The organism is Bacillus cereus group sp. N31, assembly GCF_016483245.1.
GTDB lineage: Bacteria > Bacillota > Bacilli > Bacillales > Bacillaceae_G > Bacillus_A > Bacillus_A toyonensis.
Genome location: NZ_JAEHCH010000005.1, coordinates 182,931 through 200,886, shown reverse-complemented (window position 1 = coordinate 200,886; position 17,956 = coordinate 182,931). Strand labels below are relative to the sequence as shown.

The following is a 17,956-nucleotide window of genomic DNA, read 5'->3' as shown; positions in this document are numbered from 1 at the left end:
CAATCAATATAGTTTTTAAATTCCTATCAGAATACTTGGAGGATTACCATCATGAAAAAATTATTTTCAGTGCTTGCAGTAACTACATTAGCGATCGGGATTGTAGCCGGCTGCGGTAAAGAAGAGAAAAAAGATACAGTTAGTCAAGACGCATTACAAAAGATTAAACAAAGCGGTGAACTTGTAATTGGTACAGAAGGTACATATCCACCATTTACGTTCCACGATTCAAGCAATAAATTAACTGGATTTGACGTTGAATTAGCAGAAGAAGTTGCAAAACGTTTAGGTGTAAAACCTGTATTTAAAGAAACACAATGGGATAGCTTACTTGCTGGTTTAGATGCGAAGCGTTTCGATATGGTTGCGAACGAAGTTGGTATTCGTGAAGATCGTCAAAAGAAATATGATTTCTCTAAACCATACGTTTCATCTTCAGCAGTATTAGTTATTGCAAAAGATAAAGATAAACCTGCTACATTTGCTGATGTAAAAGGGTTAAAAGCAGCGCAATCTTTAACAAGTAACTATGCAGATATTGCTAAGAAAAATGGTGCGGAAATTACTAACGTAGAAGGCTTTAGCCAAGCGGCAGAATTATTAAACACTGGCCGTGTTGATTTCACAATTAATGATAAGTTATCAGTATTAAACTACTTAGAAACGAAAAAAGATGCAAAAATTAAAATTGTAGATACAGAAAAAGAAGCTTCACAAAGTGGATTCTTATTCCGTAAAGGTAGCGATAAGCTTGTACAAGAAGTTGATAAAGCGTTAGAAGATATGAAAAAAGATGGTACGTACGACAAAATAGCGAAAAAATGGTTCGGTGAAAATGTATCTAAGTAGTGCATTGGTTTCAGATCGATTGTCTACTTGGATAGATATTATGCAGTCTTCCTTCATGCCTATGCTGAAGGAAGCTGTCTTTACGACAATTCCATTAACGCTTATTACATTCATTATCGGAATTATACTGGCGACGTTAACAGCGCTCGCGCGTATTTCAGGTAGTCGTATTTTACAATGGATTGCTCGTATCTATGTATCTATCATTCGCGGAACGCCACTTCTTGTACAGTTATTTATTATTTTCTATGGTCTTCCAACTCTTAATATTGAAGTTGAGCCGTATACAGCAGCAGTTATTGGATTTTCATTAAATGTTGGTGCGTATGCATCTGAAATTATTCGTGCTTCTATCCTTTCAATTCCTAAAGGACAGTGGGAAGCAGCTTATACAATTGGGATGACATACCCGCAAGCATTAAAACGTGTTATTTTACCGCAAGCAACGCGCGTATCAATTCCGCCGCTTTCGAATACATTTATTAGCTTAGTGAAGGATACTTCATTAGCATCGTTAATTTTAGTAACAGAAATGTTCCGAAAAGCGCAGGAAATTGCGGCAATGAACTATGAGTTTTTAATTGTTTATTTTGAAGCAGGTCTTATTTATTGGGTTATTTGTTTCTTATTATCAATCGTACAACAGATGTTAGAAAAGCGTTCAGAACGCTACACATTAAAATAATCCTTTTACAAAAGGAGTTTTTGTTTTTATGATTTCAATTCAGCACTTACAAAAAAGTTTCGGGGATAATACCGTACTAAAGCATATAGATTTATCAGTTGAGAAGGGCGAAGTTGTTGTTATTATCGGACCTTCTGGATCTGGCAAAACGACGTTTCTACGTTGCCTAAATGTTCTAGAAACACCGAACGCTGGTAGTATTCGTATCGGCAATAAAGAGCTTGATTTCGCTCAAAAAGTATCGAAGAAAGATATTGTAAATCTTCGTACACAAACAGGAATGGTGTTCCAACATCATAACTTATTCCCGCATTTAACAGCCATTCAAAATGTAATGGAAGGGCTCGTTACAGTGAAAAAGATGGGGAAAGAAGAAGCGAAGAAAAAAGCAAACTATTTCCTTGAAAAAGTTGGTTTAGCAGATAAAGTGGATTTATATCCGTTCCAATTATCAGGCGGACAACAACAGCGCGTTGGAATTGCTCGCGCGCTTGCGATGGAGCCGGAAGTGTTACTATTTGATGAACCGACGTCAGCACTTGATCCTGAACTCGTTCAAGAAGTTCTAAAGGTAATGAAAGAACTTGCTAAAGAAGGCATGACGATGGTTATTGTAACGCATGAGATGCGTTTTGCTCATCAAATTGCGAATCGCGTTATTTTTATGGATGGCGGTGTCGTTGTCGAACAAGGTACACCAGAAGATGTATTTACAAATCCAAAAGAAGAACGCACGAAGAAGTTTTTACAAATGCTTCAATAATTAAGAAAGGTCTCAAGGCATATGCCTTGAGACCTTTTTGCCATATATATTTATTTTTGGAATCCGCCAAGGCTTTGCTCAGCCATTGCAACTAGACGTTTTGTGATTTCTCCACCAACAGAACCGTTAGCACGAGCCGTAGAATCTGCTCCTAATTGTACACCAAATTCTTGAGCGATTTCGTACTTCATTTGATCGATTGCAGCTGTTGCTCCTGGTACTACTAATTGATTTGAAGAATTTTGGTTTGCCATAGGAATATATCCTCCTTAGAGTTATAAAAATTTTTTTGGTTGGACTAGCTGGATTTGAACCAGATATTATCGCCCCGTTTGGCGCTAATCCATCGGTAATTAAGTTTGTACTCATAGTATGGATGTTACCTAGAAAGATATACAAAATAATAATTTGTAAATTTTGTCAAAAAAATGTAGTGATTTCGTAAATTATGAAATAAGAGTAATCGTTGTATTTTTAAGAAAGAAGGCTAAACTAAGAGCGATATTAAATATGGTGTTCTCTTTGAATCCGGCTATGTTAGGGCTAATAATTAGCTTTTTATTAATCGTTTATGAAAGTGAGATACATTACAATTGCAGCTTAGTAATATAAAAACTAAAAAGGCATTAACTTCTCATTTCTAGTTTAACTAAGGATGGGGCATGGAAAGGAAAGGAACTGACCGTATCTACTCATGGCTAGATGCTTTCTTCAACCTAAAAAGAAAGTCTTTAAATGATGTTAAACGATAATGTATGGAGGAATCATGATGGGGATTTGCCCGCTTTGTAACGCATTAGAATCACAAACATATTCTTGTCAAAATTGCCAAGGTATACTCCAAGATTATGGGAAAACTGTTGATTACATAGACGATTATAGTGCGTATATGGATCAGGAATTATTAAGTGAGGTAGATGGATTAACACATAATCATTCACAAGAATATTGCAATCATATTTTTTATTGCGGAGTATGTAACGTGGAAACGGAGGTTGTAGTAAAACTTGTGTAAATAGAAAACTTCCACCTTATGAATGAGGTGGAAGTTTTTGTTTTCGTATTTGTGAGTGAATCATAGGAGAAGGGATATGTTCGGTGTTTGATGAAGTCCCTAATTTCATTTGGGACATTTTTTCTTTTGCATCGCGCAAAGAATGTTCAGTTAAGTAGATAGCATATTCGTAAAATAATTGGCGCGTCAGTTCACTTTGTTCTTTTAATTTTTCATCTTGGAATACAGTTCGCCCAGGTTTTGAGTTTGCTTCAAATAGCCACGGATTTTCCTGCATGTCTAAACCAATATCAAAACCGATTTCTCCAATGTTCCCAGTTACTTGCCCATCGAGCGCGTAACTTATTTGCAAGGCTGTTTGTTTTAATTTATTTTCAATTTGAACTTGTTTCGTTGAATCTGGAAAAAGTTCTTGTAGTAATTTTGTATCACCACCGCTATTTACATGTGTGGTTAAGCTACCTTTGCCAGCAATTTTGGCGACGATGGCACTGACGACCCAATTACCGAAATGGTTTTTATTTGTATGAATGCGAAAATCAACAGGTTGCCCGTCGAAGCGAAGTAAAGAAATACCTTGCTGTACGATAAACTTCTTTAAATCATGTCCTGTTAATACGTGGTTCAGAAGTGTTTCTAATGATTGATACTTTCTTAGTTTATTCTCTTCATTTTCGCGATAACGACAGTAGTAGCAATTCTCTGTTTGAGAATAAAATAGTTGATGAATATTTCTTCCGAAGCTACCGTGTATCGGTTTCATGTAAATTGATTTATATGTGCCAAGAAACCGTTCTACTTGTTCGAAGTGCTGAAATGTCTCTGTGTTTGGTAATAAAGGCACAATTGAATCGTCCTTCATGAGAAGTTGATGAACGTCCCATTTATTGAAAAATCCTGGGTTAAACCATGGAATGTTATAGTCATGTTCTAATTTCCTTTTTGCTCTAACGATTGGTTTATAATTTTCTGCTTTACGATTTGGTAGTCGATCGTAAATGACATTTGGCAAAGGAACTTTTTTCTTTAGCCATTTGCCTTCTTGAAAGAAATACCCATCAATCGTTTCTTCTTCCCAGTTTATATGTTGAACGCCAAAAACGAATACGAACGGTCGTAATGTAAATGGTGGTGTTAGTAACTCACTGAGAGATGTGGAACGGTTTCCTAAAGGAATAGGTGAGTCATCGTTAAAACCAGTTGTGAAAATACCGACTAATGGTCCGAAAATAATTGTTTCATTTTGTGTAAAGGCATGAATGGTAGTGGAATGAGGGAGTAAAAGTTTTTCTGCAATTCGTTTTCCAATCATAATTTCACGAGTAAAGGAATAATGAATTTTTACCTCTTCACTTGCAACATGGCGTCTGCCGAAGGAAAGGGATGTAATAGGTGGTGTAATAGAAAAAATGTAAGGTAAAGTAATACTATTTGGATGCTCATCTGAAATGTTTAATGTATATATGTGCTCTTTCAAAATGGGATTCCCTCCTTTCGTTATGGTGTAAAGCGGCTAAATTTTAGTGGTCCGTGAAAGATCTTTTCAGCTAACGAATCATTATGATGAATGTAACGTTCGTAAGGGGGAATCGTGTTGACATACATAAGCCAAATCGCCCCTTTTTGATCCATAATTGTGGAAAGTTCTAGTTCGAATAAAGAAGAATAAGATTGATCTAATGTTTGAAACACTTCATTTATAATGTCGTGTAAAGCGTCTTGTAATAGTTGCACACCGGTATTAGATAGTACATATTTAATTTTTGATAATGAATGCAGCGAGGAATCATCCGTTACGGAAAGTAAAAATTGGTTCGGAAATGAGCTTTTTTGTATAAATTGACCGATAACGTTCCATTTTTGTTCTCTATTTTTTTGCAAAATGGTTCGAATGTGGAGTGGATACGTTAGTTGGTTCGGTGGTTGTAGCATCGTATGGGTGATATAACGTGTTGATTGTATGTTAGATTTGTACCAAGATATAAACTCATCTGTCCGTTTGATTGGAGTAGAAGTATGATATGCGTCATGTATTGTATCGATATGAAACGTTTTATTTTTATAAGCGATCCGGTACAGACTTTCATTGGAATGTGTATGAGTAGGACGTATAATAATATCTTTTGTTTTTAATAAAAGTTTGAAAATGTTTTGTATCGTTGCTATTTCAAATTTTGGTATATAAGGAGATAATTTTTTATTAGTAAGAAATAAATCATGTAGTTCGCTTAAGTTAATAAGTGTGTTATTTAAAAAGGTAGTGGAAGGACGGTTGTGTAATGAATGAATAATTGATTTAGCTTTTTCAAAGTCTGTATCCTCGTTAAAAGAAGAACGATCGTATATATAAGAAGGAATAGGGAATGTTTGCTCTTTCCATTTTCCTGTATCTGTATCATAAATAAGACCAGAAACAAGGTCTGTTTTAGGATCAATACAAAATGGTGTAAACTGGGCAACGACATTATGATAAAGCCGAGCGCGTTTGGCGATTTCGGTGTAATACGTTTGCTCATAATGAGGTCGGGAAGTTAAAATACCGAGAACCAACGAAATCACTCCTTTATTAACAAAGTGTTGGCATAATAGGCGAAGCTATATATTGCAAATACATTTTTATACCATTATACTTTTGTCCGTATGATGATATGCTATAGTTTTGGAGAAGCGAAAGGTTGATTGTAATGAATATATGGTTGAATATGTTAACGACGACAGGGCTCGGAGCGATTATTGGAGGATATACGAACCACTTAGCGATAAAAATGTTATTTCGTCCCCATCGTCCTATTTATATTGGAAAGTTTCAATTGCCATTTACACCTGGATTAATTCCGAAGCGACGTGATGAGCTTGCTGTTCAATTAGGGAAAATGGTAGTCGAGCATTTGTTAACGCCAGAAGGAATCGGAAAAAAGCTAACAAATGAAGAGTTTCAAAAAAGTTTAATTCGCTGGGTGCAAGTGGAAGTGGATAAAGTCATTACGAATGAACAATCACTGCGACATATGTTAGAAAAATGGAATGTAGCACATGTAGAAGAAGAGGCGACCGGGAAAATCGAGCATGTGATTACAGAAAAAGTTCAGGAATTTTTAGCGGAGTACTATACATATACATGGGAACAAGCTTTACCTCATTCTGTACATGAAAAAATAGAGAATGCAATTCCAAATGTCTCGGCTTTTATTTTAGAGCGAGGAATTGAATTTTTTGAAAGTGAAGAAGGGAAAGCGCGCCTTTCAAAAATGATTGATGATTTCTTTGCTTCTCGTGGAACATTACTTAACTTAGTCGGGATGTTTCTAGGGAATGTAAGTGTAGTGGATCGTGTGCAGCCAGAAGTAATTAAATTTTTAGGTCAAGATGGTACGGAAAAGCTTTTAACTAATGTACTGCAAAAAGAGTGGGAAAAGTTAAAGGGAAGAGATGTAAAAGAATTAGAAACGTTTGTAGAAAAAGAAATGATTGTAAGCTCCATATTGTCTGCAGTTAAAGTTGAGGAAACAGTGAGTAAGTTTTTAAACCAATCTGTACAGCAAGTGTGTGCGCCAGTTCGAGAAACAATCATTGAAAAAGTGGTTCCAAGTGCAGTAACGAAAGGCTTGAAGTGGGGGACAGAAAATGTAGAGACCATACTAAATAATCTACATCTTGCGGAAATTGTTCAGCAAGAAGTGTCTACGTTTTCAACAGAGAGACTAGAAGATTTAGTTCTGTCCATTACAAAAAATGAGCTGAAAATGATTACGTATTTAGGTGCCTTATTAGGCGGAATGATTGGACTCGTGCAAGGGTTGTTACTGTTGTTCCTTAGGTAGTAAAGATAAGTACATAGAAATAAGAGTGAAATTTCTTCACATCTCTTGCATAGTTTGATATGGTAAGAAGAGGTGCGTATGTAAATGCACTTAAAAGGCAGTGTGAGCGAAAAGCGCTAGCCTTCTAAAGGAGGAAAAATAAAATGACAAAAAACATTCATGATGTAGCATATGAATTACAAAAAGCAATCGCTGAAAACGAAGACTTCAAAACTTTAAAAGAGAGCTATGCGGCAGTACAAGGAGATGCAGCTTCAAAGAACTTATTTGAAGAGTTCCGTACGATGCAACTTAGCCTACAACAAAAAATGATGCAAGGCCAAGAAATTACTGAAGAAGACAACCAACAAGCACAAGAAGTTGTAGCTCGCATTCAACAAGATGCTAAAATTACAAAATTAATGGAAACTGAGCAACGCCTAAACGTTGTAATCGGCGACGTTAACAAAATTATCATGAAGCCACTTGAAGAATTATATAGCGCGCAACAAGCGTAATAGTGGAAGACGCTCCTTTATAGGGCGTCTTTTTTGTTTAGGGAATTAAGTTTAAAAGTAAATGTTATTTTAAAAAACAAATTAATTGTAAGCGTATTCTTTAAGGGTTGTCAAAATACTGTCAAATTCATATTGTTGGAAAAATAATGCATTTGTAATATAATGATACATGATACTTCACCACGTTAATTAACTAGGTGAAATTAAAATCTTTATTACACACATTATGAAATAAAGGGATGATTAGTTTGATGAGTACAGGTGTAAAAGCAAACGACGTGAAGACAAAAACAAAAGGAGCAGATCTTGTTGTTGATTGTTTAATTAAACAAGGTGTTACACATGTTTTCGGTATTCCAGGAGCGAAGATTGACTCTGTATTTGATGTATTGCAAGAAAGAGGACCAGAGTTAATCGTTTGTCGTCATGAACAAAACGCAGCATTTATGGCAGCTGCTATTGGTAGATTAACAGGGAAACCGGGTGTGTGTCTTGTAACTTCAGGACCAGGGACATCAAATTTAGCGACAGGTCTTGTTACTGCGAATGCGGAGAGTGATCCCGTTGTTGCTTTAGCTGGTGCAGTTCCACGTACGGATCGATTAAAACGTACCCATCAATCTATGGATAATGCTGCACTATTCGAACCAATCACAAAATATAGCGTAGAAGTAGAGCATCCGGATAACGTACCAGAAGCACTATCAAATGCATTTCGAAGTGCTACCTCCACAAATCCGGGAGCAACTTTAGTAAGTCTTCCGCAAGATGTTATGACTGCGGAAACGACTGTAGAGTCTATCGGTGCGCTTTCTAAGCCACAGCTTGGAATCGCTCCCACATATGATATTACATATGTGGTAGAAAAAATAAAATCAGCGAAATTACCAGTTATTTTACTCGGTATGAGAGCGAGCACAAATGAAGTGACGAAAGCTGTTCGTGAATTAATTGCTGATACAGAACTTCCTGTCGTTGAAACGTATCAAGCAGCTGGTGCAATTTCACGTGAGTTAGAAGATCATTTCTTCGGCCGCGTTGGATTATTCCGTAATCAACCAGGTGATATTTTACTAGAAGAAGCGGATCTCGTTATTTCTATCGGTTATGATCCAATTGAGTACGATCCGAAATTTTGGAATAAACTTGGGGACAGAACGATCATTCATCTTGATGACCATCAAGCAGATATCGATCATGATTACCAACCAGAGCGTGAATTAATTGGCGATATCGCTTTAACTGTAAATAGCATTGCAGAAAAATTACCGAAACTTGTATTAAGCACGGAATCAGAAGCAGTGTTAGAACGATTACGCGCGAAGTTATCAGAGCAAGCAGAAGTTCCAAACCGCGCTTCTGAAGGTGTTACGCATCCGCTTCAAGTCATTCGCACACTTCGTTCTTTAATTAGTGACGATACAACTGTTACGTGTGACATCGGTTCCCATTCTATTTGGATGGCGAGATGTTTCCGTTCTTATGAACCACGTAGACTATTATTTAGTAACGGTATGCAAACGTTAGGTGTTGCACTACCTTGGGCAATTGCCGCTACTTTAGTTGAACCGGGAAAAAAAGTTGTTTCCGTGTCAGGTGATGGTGGTTTCTTATTCTCTTCGATGGAGTTAGAAACAGCGGTACGTTTAAATGCACCGGTTGTACATCTCGTTTGGAGAGACGGTACATATGATATGGTTGCGTTCCAACAAATGATGAAATACGGTAGAACATCAGCTACAGAGTTTGGCGATGTTGATCTTGTGAAATATGCAGAAAGTTTCGGGGCGTTAGGTCTTCGTGTTAACACGCCTGATGAATTAGAAGGGGTATTAAAAGAAGCATTAGCAGCAGATGGTCCTGTCATTATTGATATTCCAATTGACTATCGTGACAACATTAAATTAAGCGAAAAATTATTACCAAACCAATTAAACTAATGGAGGCAGATTTGAGATGACTGTTGCGCAATTAATTGATATTGATGCAAAAAAAACGAAAACGAGTAATGAAGTATATCAAACATCTACAATGCTTGCGCTATTAGATGGTATATATGATGGTGTGATTAGCTTTGAAGATTTGAAAAAACATGGTGATTTCGGCATCGGCACATTTGATCAATTAGATGGTGAAATGATTGCATTTGATAATGAATTTTATCATTTACGTTCAGACGGTTCAGCAGAAAAAGTAGAGCCAGAAGAAACAACGCCATTTGCGACTGTAACGTTTTTTGAAAAAGAAATGAGTTATACGGTAGAGCGTCCGATGAATCGTGAAGAAGTTGAAGCGTTATTACATGAATTAATGCCAAGTAAAAACTTGTTTTACGGTATTCGAATGGACGGTACGTTCCGTGAAGTAAGGACGAGAACTGTTCCAAGACAAGAAAAACCGTATACACCGCTCGTTGAAGTGACGAAATCACAACCAATCTTTTCATTTGAAAATACAGAAGGTACGCTTGCTGGATTTTGGACACCAGATTACGCGCAAGGCATTGGTGTAGCTGGGTTCCACTTACATTATATTGATGATGAAATTCGCGGGGGCGGACATGTTTTCGACTATGTTGTTGAAAACTGTACGATCCAAATTTGTCAAAAAGCTCATATGCATTTAGCACTTCCAGAAACAGCTGACTTTATGGCGGCTGAATTATCAAGAGAAAACTTAGAAAATGATATTGCGACTGCGGAAGGTGCAGAGTAAGAGGGAAAGACTGTTCCATTTTGGAACAGTCTTCTTTTATTCGTAATGTTATTATTTGTCGATAAATCGATATTTCTTGTCGAACCGTTGATATATTGTAAGTTACGATAGATATATTCGAAAAATCGTTGATATATTGTAAGTTACGATAGATATATTTGAAAAATCGTTGATATCGCTTATTTCTTTGAAACAAACCGATGCCCCTCATAATAAAACCGCCACGGATAATGCACAGCTTCTTCTGCATAGTCGATATTAATACGAGGTCCTGCTGTTATTTTATATTGTGATGACATATGTTCTTCTTCTGGAACGAGTTCAATATGTAACGTATCACTTTGTAATGATACGCCGCGTTCTTCTAAAGTGATTCCGAGTGCACGGCATAGTTTGCCAGGACCGTTTGTTAAATTTTTGTACTGTGCTTTTGTAATGTCGGTTTTGTTGTAGCGCGCTAATTTTATTTCCTCAATCCCATCTATAGGCTCAAGGGCTCGAATGAGAACGCCTTGCGGGGTGCCAACTGGCGCTGTAATGACGTTAAAACAATGATACATACCGTAAATTAAATATACGTAAGCATGTCCTGGTGCACCAAACATGACTTCCGTGCGATCCGTCCGTCTGCCGCCGTAACTATGTGCGGCCTTATCATCGGGACCTTTGTATGCTTCTACTTCTACAATGATTCCGCTTCGTTTTATTCCATCTACAATATGTACAAGTTTTTGTCCGAGTAATTTCTTTGCGACTTCTAACGTATCGCCTTCATAAAAGGAAGGTGGTGCCTGCATTGTACTATCTCCTTTGCTAAGTGTATATGTATATAGTAAACCAAATTTTTAGTAGTAATTCTAACTCGTTCTATTTGCTACATTTATTTCATAAATTATGGATAGAGTACAACAGCGAAGAGGGGGAGTGCGACATGATTTATCGCTTACTAGCTCTTAACATAGATGGGACACTACTATACAATAACGGAAAAATCGCAAAAGGATTAAGAGAAACAATTGAATTTGTGAAAAGAAAAGACGTATACGTTACATTATTTACGAGCCGTAATTTTCAGTCTGCTCATAAAGTAGCAAAGGCGTTAAAATTAGATTCTATATTAGTGACACACGGTGGTGCTTTCGTTTCAGCAACGTTAGATAAGCCGTACGTTCAAAAAAGATTATCTGAAGAGAAGACTTTTAATATTGTGCAAGTGTTAGAGCACTTTGATTGTAATGTACGCATTTCTCATGAGCGGTTTTCAATCGGAAACCGGGAGAGAAATACACCAAATTTAATTGCGCGTACTGTATTATCGAGTGCAGATCCTTTATTTTATCCAGTTCAATTTGTAGATTCATTAGGTGATGCGCTTCGTGATCATCCAGTAGCGGCACCAAAAATTGATGTTGTTTTCCATAGTAAAGGTGAAAAGGAAAGAGGGCTAACTACGCTAAGAAAAGCATTCCAAGATATAGAGTATGTTGAATGTGACGCAAAACGAATAGAAATTTTGCCGCAAAATGTATCAAAGTTACGCGGATTACAGTTGCTTGGAGAGCATTTAAATATTTCGCTAAATGAAATGGTTGCGATTGGGGATAGCATGGAAGATTTAGAGGTCATTGAAAACGTGGGACTTGGGGTAGCGATGGGGAACGCACCTGTAGAGTTAAAGCAAGCGGCAGATTGGATTACACGTTCAAATAGTGAGAACGGTGTAGAGTATATGATTAAAGAGCATTTCCGTAAGCAATTCCCACTTCCGTTTTTGAAAAACCATAAAAATACACCGAAACGATGAAAGAAAAACGTAGCTTTGTGGCTACGTTTTTTTGTTGAACTTACTAAAAGGAATGAAAGCGTTTTAGGTTGTGAATTGTGTATGAAATCTATACAATTCACTTGAATCCTTTAGAAAACTAATGTAAAGTGGATGATGTTCCCAAAATAGTTACACCACATGAAATATTCTTCAGATAAATTTTATTGAGCTCCCGTATGTAAAACATTGCCGCATGATAGTGTAGTTCACGTATTATTTCAAAAATGAATTGTAGTAATTTTATTAATTAGTTGTAGCGTTTCTTTGTTTTATTTAAATGGATTATTTTAAGTTAATGTGAGTAAGATCTGGCACATATGAAATGTGTTTCTTTTTATGATTTTAGGAAGTTTAAAAGGGGGAATGAATTTCTTGAGGAAATCATTTAATCAAAAAATTAAAAAGTTAAGTAGTAGTTTAATAGTTGTATTACTAATATGTATGAATTTTTTAATCCATTTACCATTTAAAGCAGAGGCAGCTACAACAGAATTAAAAGGTTTAGGTGATGTATCTTATTACAACGCCATCATTTTTGGAGATCATAGTGCAACGAGTGCGGATATTGAAGGTGCGATGGCTGTTCAAAAAAATATGAACGCATCAAGTTATACAGTCGTAGCGGCTGCAACTGGAGCAAATAACTTAGCTGGAGCAACTTGGGTAGATGAAGGATATCCATCATTATTACTAGGCGGTCAATTTACGAAAGCGGGAGCAGGACAAGTAATTATTCAAGATGGAACAGTGGCGATGACAAAAGACGGTGACCCAGATGGCGCAATGAAAACGTCATATGACCGTATCTCTTATAAAGAGCAAGCGGAGATTGATGCTAAGTTTAAAGAATTTAGAAAAGACGTTGATGGTGTAATCGGGGATGCGGGCCAATTACACACTGATAAGCCAACACTTAATATGAGCTTTGGAATCGGTGAAGATGTAAACAACCCTAATATTTATGTCTCTTCAGGCCAAACGGGAAAGAAAACATTTGATGTAAAAGACGTTTATCTTCCAAATGTAGAGAATAAAGACTTCATTGTTATTTATTCAGATGCAGAAGAAGTGAGTTTTGGTGGCGGTGCAATTTTGTATGATACAAGAAATACTGGGATGGCAACAGACTTAATTAATACATCTCAAGCATACGACCCTAATTCATCTTTTACTGAGTTAGCTAGTAAGGTAATTTGGGTGTTTCCTAATGCTACAAAGATAACAACTAAAGGTTATGGTGTAGTAGGTAGTGTGTTTGCACCTAATGCAGTTGTAGAGACAAAAGGTGGTTCTATTAATGGACAAGCCTATGTTGGAGGATTACACCAAAGAGATGGATTTGAGGTTCATAACTTTAAATTTAACTGGCCGAAATGGAATAAGCCAGCAGCTGAAAAAGGAAATTTACAAATTAAAAAAGTTGATGAAAACGATGAAAACATTGTTTTAAAAGACGCAAAATTTGATGTTATAGACAAAGATAATACTGTTGTGGCTACTGTTACAACAAACGAAAAGGGTATTGCGGAAGTTAAAGATTTACCACTTGGTGATTATTTTGTAAAAGAAATTAGTGCACCAGAAGGATATATAAAAGTTGATACACCAGTAAAAGTAACAATTGATAGTACAAACGTAATTGAACTTGTTATGAAGAATACGAAAAAAGTTGAAAATGGCCAATTTAAATTGTTGAAAAAAGATAATGAATCTGGTCAACTTCTACCAGGTGCAAAATTTGATGTGATAGATAAAGATGGGAAAGTTGTCGAAACAATTATTACAGACAGTAAAGGTGAAGCTTTATCAAAACAACTTCCAGTTGGAACATATACATTAAAAGAGGTAGAAGCCCCGAAAGGATATGAACTATCATCTAGTTCAGTTCCTGTAAATGTAGAGGCTAATAAAGTAATTATTGTAGATGTGTTGAATAAAAAAATCCCTGAAAAAGTAACAGGTCAATTCGAAATCGTGAAAGTAGATGCAAATGATAAAGAGAAACTATTATCAGACGCAGAATTCGAAGTGTATAAAGACGGTAAGAAAGTAGATACGTTACGAACAGATAAAACAGGTAAAGTGATTTCTCAGAAATTAGAACCAGGGAAGTACACATTAAAAGAAACGAAAGCACCACAAGGATATAAGTTGTTAAAAGAAGAAATTGAAGTCGTTGTGGAAGTAAATAAAGTAGTACAAGTACAAGTGGAAAACGCGAAAGAACTAGGAAGCTTACAAATAATCAAAAAGGATGCAGAGAGTGGAAAAGTTCTAGCAGGCGCAGAATTTATACTGAAAAACGAAAGTGGTCAAGTAGTTGGAGAAACGAAAACAACAGATAAAGATGGCGTAGTGAAGTTCGAAAACGTAGTGCCAGGAAAATACACGTTAGAAGAAACGAAAGCGCCAGAAGGTTACAAAGCGCTAGAAGTGACAGTAGAAGTAAATGTTGTAGCGAATGAAGTAGTAACACAAGAAGTTACGAATGAAAAAGTAACAGGTCAATTCGAAATTGTGAAAGTAGATGCGAATGATAAAACGAAAGTATTATCAGGTGCAGAATTCGAAGTGTATAAAGATGGTAAAAAGGTAGCGGAACTGAAAACAGATGAGAGTGGAAAAGTGATGTCACGGAAATTACCATTAGGTGAATACACAGTGAAAGAGACGAAAGCACCAACGGGCTATAAACTTTCTAATAAAGAATGGAAAGTAACAATTCAAAACGAGAAAGAAGTAGTAAAAGTAGAGGCAGAAAACGAAAAAATCTTAGGTTCTCTACAAATTATTAAAATGGATGATAAAGATCAAACGAAACGTTTAGCAGGCGCACAATTTACATTGAAAGATGTGAAAGGAAATGTTGTAAAAGAAGGAATTACAACAGATGAGTCTGGAACTGTAAAAGTAGACGGACTAGTGCCGGGGGAATATACGTTAGAAGAAACAAAAGCGCCAGAAGGTTATGAGTTAACAAAACAAGTAATTCATGTAACAGTTGACGGTGAAAAAGTTATTGATGTAAAAGTAACGAATAGTAAGAGCCTTGGTCAATTTGAAATTGTAAAAGTGGATGCAAATGATAAAGAGAAACTATTATCAGACGCAGAATTCGAAGTGTATAAAGATGGTAAAAAAGTAGAGACATTACGAACAAATAAAACAGGTAAAGTAATCTCTCAAAAATTAGAACCAGGAAAATACACATTGAAAGAAACGAAAGCACCACAAGGGTATAAGTTGTTAAAAGAAGAAATTGAAGTCGTTGTGGAAGCAAATAAAGTAGTACAAGTACAAGTAGAAAATGCGAAAGAACTAGGAAGCTTACAAGTAATCAAAAAGGATGCAGAGAGTGGGAAAGTTCTAGCGGGCGCAGAATTTAAATTAAAGAATGAATCTGGTCAAGTAGTTGGAGAGGCGAAAACAACAGATAAAGATGGTGTTGTGAAATTCGAAAACGTAGTGCCAGGAAAATACACGTTAGAGGAAACGAAAGCGCCAGAAGGTTATAAAGCGCTGGAAGTGACAGTAGAAGTAAACATCGTAGCAAATGAATTAGTAAAACAAGAAGTATTGAATGAAAAAGTGAAAGAAAAAATAACAGGTCAAGTAGAAATTACAAAGGTAGATGCGAATGATACAAATAAAATATTAGCAGGCGCAGTTTTTGAAATTTTGAAAGACGGAACGAAAATAGACAAATTAACAACAGATAAAGATGGTAAAGCAACTTCCAAGAAACTTGAACCAGGAGATTACATTTTAAAAGAAGTACAGGCTCCAGAAGGATACACTTTATCTAATAAGGAAATTAAGTTTACGATTTCTAATCAAAAAATTGAAGTTATAAAACTTCAAATTACAAATCAAAAAGAGCCAGGTGGAGGAACAGAAACACCAGGTGGAGGAACAGAAACACCAGGTGAAGGAACGGAAACACCAGGTGGAGGAGCAGAAACACCAGGTGAAGGAACAGAGAAGCCTAACTTACCCGAAAAAGGGCAAGGTTCTTCTAATAATCAACAACTTCCAGCCACAGGACATGATATGAACTATCTTCCATTCGTTGGTTTTGTTCTTGTGTTATTAGGAATACGTTTAAGATTTATGACTAAAAATAGTTAATAGATGTATAAAAGGCATAAGAGAAATGTTATCTCTTATGCCTTTAAGTTATTAATAGAAGGAATAAGGTAAAACCTTCTGTATTGACCTACAAACGCCCTTCAAGTAAACTAAAGAGAGTTTGCAAATGAAAAGGTGATAATGTTGTTAATTTCAATTAAAACGTTACAAGATGATCGTTTTTTACGTCCGCTACAAAATATTGGCGGCTTATTTTTTGAAGATAGTACGATTGGATTTGAACAAGAGGAAGCAAATCTTATCGTTGATATACACATTGAAGAGAATGTGAAAGCATCAGCTCGCTTAACAGATGTTGCTACTGGAAATGTGTATGAAGAAACATTCGCGAAAGATTTATCTGCTTTTACAGATGAAAAAGAGCGTATGAAGCAAGTGAAACATGTTGTTTCTTATGTATATCTTTCTGTTCTTCAGCAGTTAACAGGTCTTGAACAAAGCTGGGGTATTTTAACGGGAGTACGTCCGACGAAACTTCTTCATAAAATGCTTCAAAGTGGTATGTCAAAAGAAGAAGCACATCAAGAACTTCGTGAAAGCTATTTAATTCATGAAGAGAAAATTGAACTTCTTCAGCGTATTGTTGATTGCCAATTAGCAGTTGTTCCGGATTTATACCGTTTGAAAGAGGAAGTAAGTATTTATATCGGTATTCCATTCTGTCCGACGAAATGTGCATACTGTACATTCCCGGCTTACGCAATTAACGGACGCCAAGGATCTGTTGATTCGTTCTTAGGTGGTTTACATTATGAAGTTCGTGAAATTGGTAAGTTTTTAAAAGAAAAAGGTGTGACAGTTACGACAATTTATTACGGCGGCGGTACACCAACAAGTATTACAGCAGAAGAGATGGATATGCTGTATGAAGAAATGTATGAAGCGTTCCCAGATGTGAAAAATGTGCGTGAAGTAACAGTTGAGGCAGGTCGTCCAGATACAATCACGCCAGCGAAACTAGAAGTGTTAAATAAATGGAATATTGACCGCATTAGTATTAATCCGCAGTCATACCATCAAGAAACACTAAAAGCAATTGGCCGTCATCATACTGTAGAAGAAACAATTGAAAAGTATCATTTAGCTCGTGAAATGGGAATGAACAATATTAATATGGACTTAATTATTGGTCTTCCTGGTGAAGGGTTAGATATCTTCAAGCATACGTTAGATGAAACAGAAAAGTTAATGCCAGAATCATTAACAGTTCATACGTTATCATTTAAACGTGCTTCTGAAATGACACAAAACAAACGTAAATATAAAGTAGCAGGTCGTGAAGAAATTACAGCGATGATGCACGAAGCAGAAGAGTGGACGCAAAAGCATAATTACGTACCATATTACCTATATCGTCAAAAGAATATTTTAGGTAACTTAGAGAACGTTGGTTATGCAATGCCTACGCAAGAAAGTATTTACAACATTGTTATTATGGAAGAAGTACAATCGATTATCGGACTTGGCTGTGGTGCTTCAAGTAAGTTTGTTCATCCGAAGACGGGCGCAATTACGCATTTCGCGAATCCGAAAGATCCAAAATCATATAACGATGGCTTTGTAAAATATACAGAAGATAAACTGAAAATTTTAGAAGAGCTGTTTGTGTAAGCATAAGAGGACTGTTCCGATTTGGA

The 17,956-nt window shown here is 36.3% G+C and carries 15 protein-coding genes; 11 read left to right on the top strand and 4 right to left on the bottom strand.

Annotated features, from left to right (window positions below):
- The first annotated feature begins 51 nt into the window (after window positions 1-51).
- From JDS81_RS10295 to JDS81_RS10285, 3 genes are read left to right on the top strand one after another with little or no spacing between them, the layout of a single operon-like run.
- Window positions 52-849, top strand: coding sequence for an amino acid ABC transporter substrate-binding protein (locus JDS81_RS10295; RefSeq protein ID WP_097955129.1), 798 nt, complete (start codon window positions 52-54; stop codon window positions 847-849).
- A complete protein-coding gene (locus tag JDS81_RS10290; RefSeq protein ID WP_000281495.1) occupies window positions 836-1,534 on the top strand; it encodes an amino acid ABC transporter permease in 699 nt (232 codons plus the stop codon). The genes JDS81_RS10295 and JDS81_RS10290 overlap by 14 nt, the downstream gene beginning before the upstream one ends.
- A 28-nt stretch (window positions 1,535-1,562) precedes the next feature.
- Window positions 1,563-2,297: an amino acid ABC transporter ATP-binding protein gene (locus JDS81_RS10285; RefSeq protein ID WP_000623596.1), complete on the top strand. Its 735-nt coding sequence runs from the start codon at window positions 1,563-1,565 to the stop codon at window positions 2,295-2,297.
- Window positions 2,298-2,347: 50 nt separating this feature from the next.
- On the opposite strand, the gene sasP is transcribed toward JDS81_RS10285, so the two are convergent.
- Entirely contained in the window at window positions 2,348-2,551 is a 204-nt protein-coding gene (sasP, locus tag JDS81_RS10280; RefSeq protein WP_000013339.1) for a small acid-soluble spore protein, SasP family, read from the bottom strand.
- A 515-nt stretch (window positions 2,552-3,066) separates the two neighbouring features.
- Here sasP and JDS81_RS10275 point away from each other — a divergent pair.
- Entirely contained in the window at window positions 3,067-3,312 is a 246-nt protein-coding gene (locus tag JDS81_RS10275; protein ID WP_000510465.1) for a hypothetical protein, read from the top strand.
- Between the two features lie 16 nt (window positions 3,313-3,328).
- On the opposite strand, the gene JDS81_RS10270 is transcribed toward JDS81_RS10275, so the two are convergent.
- Window positions 3,329-4,789: a YheC/YheD family endospore coat-associated protein gene (locus tag JDS81_RS10270; protein ID WP_097955127.1), complete on the bottom strand. Its 1,461-nt coding sequence runs from the start codon at window positions 4,787-4,789 to the stop codon at window positions 3,329-3,331.
- A gap of 20 nt (window positions 4,790-4,809) precedes the next feature.
- The gene (locus JDS81_RS10265; RefSeq protein WP_097955126.1) at window positions 4,810-5,862 is read right to left on the bottom strand and encodes a YheC/YheD family endospore coat-associated protein; all 1,053 of its coding nucleotides are present in this window, start codon (window positions 5,860-5,862) and stop codon (window positions 4,810-4,812) included.
- Window positions 5,863-5,987: 125 nt separating this feature from the next.
- On the opposite strand from JDS81_RS10265, the gene JDS81_RS10260 reads away from it, so the two are divergent.
- The 4 genes from JDS81_RS10260 to alsD all read left to right on the top strand — a co-directional run bounded on the left by JDS81_RS10260 (window position 5,988) and on the right by alsD (window position 10,345).
- Window positions 5,988-7,133: a DUF445 domain-containing protein gene (locus JDS81_RS10260; RefSeq protein ID WP_097955124.1), complete on the top strand. Its 1,146-nt coding sequence runs from the start codon at window positions 5,988-5,990 to the stop codon at window positions 7,131-7,133.
- 143 nt (window positions 7,134-7,276) lie between these two features.
- Window positions 7,277-7,630: a YlbF/YmcA family competence regulator gene (locus JDS81_RS10255; protein ID WP_000164615.1), complete on the top strand. Its 354-nt coding sequence runs from the start codon at window positions 7,277-7,279 to the stop codon at window positions 7,628-7,630.
- A 251-nt stretch (window positions 7,631-7,881) separates the two neighbouring features.
- Window positions 7,882-9,570: an acetolactate synthase AlsS gene (gene alsS, locus JDS81_RS10250; RefSeq protein ID WP_000103539.1), complete on the top strand. Its 1,689-nt coding sequence runs from the start codon at window positions 7,882-7,884 to the stop codon at window positions 9,568-9,570.
- Between the two features lie 16 nt (window positions 9,571-9,586).
- Window positions 9,587-10,345, top strand: a complete 759-nt coding sequence (gene alsD, locus JDS81_RS10245) for an alpha-acetolactate decarboxylase (protein WP_097955123.1) — start codon at window positions 9,587-9,589, stop codon at window positions 10,343-10,345.
- 179 nt (window positions 10,346-10,524) lie between these two features.
- Here alsD and JDS81_RS10240 read toward each other — a convergent pair whose 3' ends face one another.
- Entirely contained in the window at window positions 10,525-11,142 is a 618-nt protein-coding gene (locus tag JDS81_RS10240) for a DNA-3-methyladenine glycosylase (RefSeq protein WP_097955121.1), read from the bottom strand.
- Between the two features lie 134 nt (window positions 11,143-11,276).
- On the opposite strand from JDS81_RS10240, the gene JDS81_RS10235 reads away from it, so the two are divergent.
- The 3 genes from JDS81_RS10235 to JDS81_RS10225 all read left to right on the top strand — a co-directional run bounded on the left by JDS81_RS10235 (window position 11,277) and on the right by JDS81_RS10225 (window position 17,930).
- Window positions 11,277-12,149, top strand: coding sequence for a Cof-type HAD-IIB family hydrolase (locus JDS81_RS10235; RefSeq protein ID WP_097955120.1), 873 nt, complete (start codon window positions 11,277-11,279; stop codon window positions 12,147-12,149).
- Between the two features lie 357 nt (window positions 12,150-12,506).
- Window positions 12,507-16,298, top strand: coding sequence for an MSCRAMM family protein (locus tag JDS81_RS10230; RefSeq protein ID WP_199688510.1), 3,792 nt, complete (start codon window positions 12,507-12,509; stop codon window positions 16,296-16,298).
- Between the two features lie 141 nt (window positions 16,299-16,439).
- The gene (locus JDS81_RS10225) at window positions 16,440-17,930 is read left to right on the top strand and encodes a coproporphyrinogen III oxidase (RefSeq protein WP_002007015.1); all 1,491 of its coding nucleotides are present in this window, start codon (window positions 16,440-16,442) and stop codon (window positions 17,928-17,930) included.
- Window positions 17,931-17,956: the final 26 nt, after the last annotated feature.